The 5,291-nt window shown below is 47.2% G+C and carries 2 tRNA genes and 3 rRNA genes; all 5 read right to left on the bottom strand.

Features of this window, described 5'->3' with window-relative positions:
* Window positions 1-41: 41 nt before the first annotated feature.
* Window positions 42-151 (bottom strand): 5S ribosomal RNA (gene rrf / locus ACNQGH_RS21735).
* Window positions 152-294: 143 nt separating this feature from the next.
* Window positions 295-3,180: ribosomal RNA gene (locus ACNQGH_RS21730) — 23S ribosomal RNA — on the bottom strand.
* A 128-nt stretch (window positions 3,181-3,308) separates the two neighbouring features.
* Window positions 3,309-3,382, bottom strand: a tRNA-Ala gene (locus ACNQGH_RS21725).
* 92 nt (window positions 3,383-3,474) lie between these two features.
* Window positions 3,475-3,548: transfer RNA gene (locus ACNQGH_RS21720), tRNA-Ile, on the bottom strand.
* Between the two features lie 128 nt (window positions 3,549-3,676).
* Window positions 3,677-5,190: ribosomal RNA gene (locus ACNQGH_RS21715) — 16S ribosomal RNA — on the bottom strand.
* Together the 16S, 23S and 5S rRNA genes with 2 tRNA genes alongside form the textbook arrangement of a ribosomal RNA operon.
* Window positions 5,191-5,291 lie beyond the last annotated feature (101 nt).

Here is a 5,291-nt window from a genome sequence, read left to right as displayed (position 1 = left end):
AAAAAAAAACCCCATCAAGTAAATGATGAGGATTCTTTAAAGAAAGGCGACGACATACTCTCCCACATAACTGCAGTACCATCTGCGCAGGCGGGCTTAACTACTCTGTTCGGGATGGGAAGAGGTGAGCCCCGCCGCAATAACCACCTTAAGAGGTTATAATTGCTTTGGGCAATTACTGTACTGTTACTTATCCTGAGACAAGTATCAATTACATAATATCTTAACATACTGAGATAAAGAAAATAAAAAGTTTTGAGAAAGTTTCTTCCCCGGGTTGCCCCGGGGAAAAGCGTACATAAGCTTACGGGTTATTAGTACTACTCGACTATGACATTACTGCCTTTACATCTATAGCCTATCAACGTAGTCATCTCCTACGACCCTTAAAAGAAATCTCATCTTGTGGTGGGTTTCGCGCTTATATGCTTTCAGCGCTTATCCCTTCCAAACGTAGCTACTCTGCGATGCTCCTGGCGGAACAACAGATACACTAGAGGTTTGTCCAATTCGGTCCTCTCGTACTAGAATCAGATCCACTCAAATTTCTTGCGCCCACAGTAGATAGAGACCGAACTGTCTCACGACGTTCTGAACCCAGCTCGCGTGCCACTTTAATGGGCGAACAGCCCAACCCTTGGGACCTTCTCCAGCCCCAGGATGTGACGAGCCGACATCGAGGTGCCAAACCCCCCCGTCGATATGAGCTCTTGGGGGAGATCAGCCTGTTATCCCCGGCGTACCTTTTATCCTTTGAGCGATGGCCCTTCCATGCGGAACCACCGGATCACTATGCTCTACTTTCGTACCTGATCGACCTGTATGTCTCTCAGTCAAGCTCCCTTATGCCATTGCACTCTACGCACGGTTACCAAGCGTACTGAGGGAACCTTTAGAAGCCTCCGTTACTCTTTTGGAGGCGACCACCCCAGTCAAACTACCCACCAAGCAATGTCCCCCGCAAAGCGGGGTTAGGCCTCAGATAAACAAAGGGTTGTATTTCAACAATGACTCCACAACGCCTAGCGACGCCACTTCACAGTCTCCAACCTATCCTACACATCATTTATCCAAGGTCAATACTAAGCTATAGTAAAGGTGCACAGGGTCTTTTCGTCCCACTGCGGGTAAGCGGCATCTTCACCGCTACTACAATTTCACCGAGCTCATGGCTGAGACAGTGTCCAGATCGTTACACCATTCGTGCAGGTCGGAACTTACCCGACAAGGAATTTCGCTACCTTAGGACCGTTATAGTTACGGCCGCCGTTTACTGGGGCTTCAATTCAATGCTTCTCCGAAGATAACATCTCCTCTTAACCTTCCAGCACCGGGCAGGTGTCAGGCCCTATACTTCATCTTACGATTTTGCAGAGCCCTGTGTTTTTGATAAACAGTCGCCTGGACCTCTTCACTGCGGCCAGCATTGCTGCTGGCGACCCTTCTCCCGAAGTTACGGGTCTATTTTGCCTAATTCCTTAGCCATGAATCTCTCGAGCACCTTAGGATTCTCTCCTCGACTACCTGTGTCGGTTTGCGGTACGGGTACTTATTACCTGAAGTTTAGAGGTTTTTCTTGGAAGCCCTTAGGCGCACTATCTCTTTGTCCGAAGACTCCGAGTACTATCGTATTTCCCCAAGCCGCGTGGATTTGCCTGCGCAGCTTATAGGTAGGTACTTCAACGAACTATTCCGTCAGTTCGCGGCGCTTTCATCACTCCGTCACCCCATCACAGTAATAACTAGTACGGGAATATTAACCCGTTGTCCATCGACTGTCCCTTTCGGGTTCGCCTTAGGTCCCGACTAACCCACAGCTGATTAGCATAGCTGTGGAAACCTTAGTCTTTCGGTGTGCGGGTTTCTCGCCCGCATTATCGTTACTTATGCCTACATTTTCTTTTCTAACCAGTCCAGCATGCCTTACGACACACCTTCTACCCTGTTAGAATGCTCCCCTACCACTACCTAAATAAATAGGTAATCCATAGCTTCGGTAATATACTTATGCCCGATTATTATCCATGCTCGTCCGCTCGACTAGTGAGCTGTTACGCACTCTTTAAATGAATGGCTGCTTCCAAGCCAACATCCTAGCTGTCTGGGCAGACAAACCTCGTTCTTTCAACTTAGTATATATTTGGGGACCTTAGCTGATGGTCTGGGTTCTTTCCCTCTCGGACTTGGACCTTAGCACCCAAGCCCTCACTGTTATGAAACATTATATAGCATTCGGAGTTTGTCAGGAATTGGTAGGCGGTGAAGCCCCCGCATCCAATCAGTAGCTCTACCTCTATATAACTTTACGCATAACGCTGCACCTAAATGCATTTCGGGGAGTACGAGCTATTTCCGAGTTTGATTGGCCTTTCACCCCTACCCACAGGTCATCCGAAGACTTTTCAACGTCAACCGGTTCGGTCCTCCACTGTGTGTTACCACAGCTTCAACCTGCCCATGGGTAGATCACACGGTTTCGCGTCTAACACTACTGACTAAAGCGCCCTATTCAGACTCGCTTTCGCTACGGATCCGTGGCTTAACCACTTATCCTTGCCAGCAACGTTAACTCGTAGGCTCATTATGCAAAAGGCACGCCGTCACCCCACTAAAGGGCTCCGACCGCTTGTAAGCGTATGGTTTCAGGATCTATTTCACTCCGTTATTCACGGTTCTTTTCACCTTTCCCTCACGGTACTGGTTCACTATCGGTCTCTCAGGAGTATTTAGCCTTAGCGGATGGTCCCGCCAAATTCAGACAGGATTTCTCGTGTCCCGCCCTACTCAGGATACCACTATCGTTATCTTCTATTACTTATACAGGGCTATCACCTTCTTTGGCTCTACTTTCCAGTAGATTCTAATTCTATCCGCAACAAATGTCGTGGTCCTACAACCCCAATATTGCCGTAACAACATTGGTTTGGGCTAATCCGCGTTCGCTCGCCACTACTTACGGAATCACTTTTGTTTTCTTCTCCTCCGCCTACTTAGATGTTTCAGTTCAGCGGGTTTGCCCACCTATCGGTGTACTATGTCTTCAACATAGTGGGTTGCCCCATTCGGGTATCTACGGATCAATTCGTGTGTGCCAATCCCCGTAGCTTTTCGCAGCTTATCACGCCCTTCATCGCCTCTGAGAGCCAAGGCATCCCCCATACGCCCTTATTTTGCTTATTGTACCAATCATAAAATTAATTATGACCGTTTCTTTTACTTGTCTAATGATAAACAACTAAAAAATGCTTTCTACTTTTTATTATTTTCTTATCTCAATATGTCAATGAACTTATATCCTTGCGGATCTGTGGAGAATAACGGAGTCGAACCGTTGACCTCCTGCGTGCAAGGCAGGCGCTCTAGCCAGCTGAGCTAATCCCCCATTTCTAATTTTAAATTATGAATGTTGAATTTTGAATTACAGTAATTCGTACTCATACTTCTAAAATTTCCTTTGTTTTAAGCCTAAAATAGTTGTCTCGGACAGACTCGAACTGTCGACCCCTACATTATCAGTGTAGTACTCTAACCAGCTGAGCTACGAGACACTCTTATTCTTAAATGGTATTATTTGAACTAACAGCAAGAGTAATAAAATTTCTTTATTTGTTTCCACTTCGAACTTTCGTCTTCTTTCCTGAAAGTGTTGTTTGCACAACTAACAGTCAGGCTCTAGAAAGGAGGTGTTCCAGCCGCACCTTCCGGTACGGCTACCTTGTTACGACTTAGCCCTAGTTACCAGTTTTACCCTAGGCAGCTCCTTGCGGTCACCGACTTCAGGCACCCCCAGCTTCCATGGCTTGACGGGCGGTGTGTACAAGGCCCGGGAACGTATTCACCGGATCATGGCTGATATCCGATTACTAGCGATTCCAGCTTCACGGAGTCGAGTTGCAGACTCCGATCCGAACTGTGACCGGTTTTATAGATTCGCTCCTGGTCACCCAGTGGCTGCTCTCTGTACCGGCCATTGTAGCACGTGTGTAGCCCAAGGCGTAAGGGCCGTGATGATTTGACGTCATCCCCACCTTCCTCTCAGTTTGCACTGGCAGTCTCGTTAGAGTTCCCGACATGACTCGCTGGCAACTAACGACAGGGGTTGCGCTCGTTATAGGACTTAACCTGACACCTCACGGCACGAGCTGACGACAACCATGCAGCACCTTGTAAATTGTCTTGCGAAAAGTCTGTTTCCAAACCGGTCAATCTACATTTAAGCCTTGGTAAGGTTCCTCGCGTATCATCGAATTAAACCACATGCTCCACCGCTTGTGCGGGCCCCCGTCAATTCCTTTGAGTTTCATTCTTGCGAACGTACTCCCCAGGTGGGATACTTATCACTTTCGCTTAGCCACTGAGATTGCTCCCAACAGCTAGTATCCATCGTTTACGGCGTGGACTACCAGGGTATCTAATCCTGTTCGCTACCCACGCTTTCGTCCATCAGCGTCAATCAATTAGTAGTAACCTGCCTTCGCAATTGGTATTCCATGTAATCTCTAAGCATTTCACCGCTACACTACATATTCTAGTTACTTCCTAATAATTCAAGTCAGACAGTATCAATGGCCGTTCCACCGTTGAGCGATGGGCTTTCACCACTGACTTATCTGACCGCCTACGGACCCTTTAAACCCAATGATTCCGGATAACGCTTGGATCCTCCGTATTACCGCGGCTGCTGGCACGGAGTTAGCCGATCCTTATTCTTACAGTACCGTCAAGCTACTTCACGAAGTAGTGTTTCTTCCTGTATAAAAGCAGTTTACAATCCATAGGACCGTCATCCTGCACGCGGCATGGCTGGATCAGGCTTGCGCCCATTGTCCAATATTCCTCACTGCTGCCTCCCGTAGGAGTCTGGTCCGTGTCTCAGTACCAGTGTGGGGGATCTCCCTCTCAGGACCCCTACCCATCGTTGCCATGGTAAGCCGTTACCTTACCATCTAGCTAATGGGACGCATGCTCATCTTTCACCGATAAATCTTTAATATATAAATGATGCCATTCATATATACTATAAGGTATTAATCCAAATTTCTCTGGGCTATCCCTTTGTGAAAGGTAGATTGCATACGCGTTACGCACCCGTGCGCCGGTCTCTAGTTCCGAAGAACTATACCCCTCGACTTGCATGTGTTAAGCCTGCCGCTAGCGTTCATCCTGAGCCAGGATCAAACTCTTCATCGTATATTGTGCGAATTCAAATAAATCTGAACTCTTTGTTATATTCGACTAAATTCTCTAGTGGTTTTTTCAAATCTTTCGATTCTATTACTCTTTATTCTTTT

Source organism: Flavobacterium kochi, assembly GCF_048286715.1.
Classification (GTDB): domain Bacteria; phylum Bacteroidota; class Bacteroidia; order Flavobacteriales; family Flavobacteriaceae; genus Flavobacterium.
This window is presented reverse-complemented; position numbering and strand designations above follow the sequence as displayed.